A 676-nucleotide genomic window follows, 5' to 3' on the forward strand; every position below is an offset into this window, starting at 1 on the left:
CCATGGAACTCTATCACTACGCAGAACAACAGGGTGTTTGCCACGGTGTGGTGCAGGACAAATTATGGCTACCCGGATTACGTAAATTACAGCTTCTCACTGAGTCTGGCTTTTTTGGCAAAGTTCTTTCTGTACGGGGTGAATTTGGCTACTGGGTCTTCGAAGGTGATTTACAGCCAGCGCAGCGTCCATCCTGGAACTATCGTCAGGAAGAGGGTGGCGGCATCATTCTCGACATGATCTGCCACTGGCGTTATGTCATCGACAATTTATTCGGCGAAATCAAGAGTATTAGTTGCCTTGGTGCCACCCATATCCCACAACGTGTCGATGAACAAGGTAATCCTTACGCCGCAACCGCAGATGATGCCGCGTATGCCACTTTCGAACTGCATAATGGCACCATCGTACAAATCAACAGCTCCTGGTGTGTTCGGGTTCGTCGTGACGACCTGGTGACATTCCAGGTCGATGGCGTCAATGGTTCCGCTGTAGCCGGACTGACCGATTGCCTTACCCAGGCCAGAGTTAATACCCCCAAACCTGTCTGGAATCCTGATGAGCGCCAGACTCATGACTTTTTCAAAGACTGGGTTCCGGTACCGGATACCACAACCTATGACAACGCGTTCAAAGTGCAGTGGGAAGGTTTTTTACGCCATGTCCACGGTGAAAG

At 50.6% G+C, this 676-nt stretch carries 1 protein-coding gene; it reads left to right on the top strand.

The genetic code is table 11. The features are described 5' to 3' along the window. Positions 1 to 676: Gfo/Idh/MocA family protein (locus ACFOY6_RS24255; protein ID WP_379652476.1), on the top strand; the 676-nt coding region annotated here is incomplete at both ends.

It is taken from the genome of Teichococcus aestuarii (genome assembly GCF_042651065.1).
Lineage (GTDB): Bacteria > Pseudomonadota > Alphaproteobacteria > Acetobacterales > Acetobacteraceae > Pseudoroseomonas > Pseudoroseomonas aestuarii.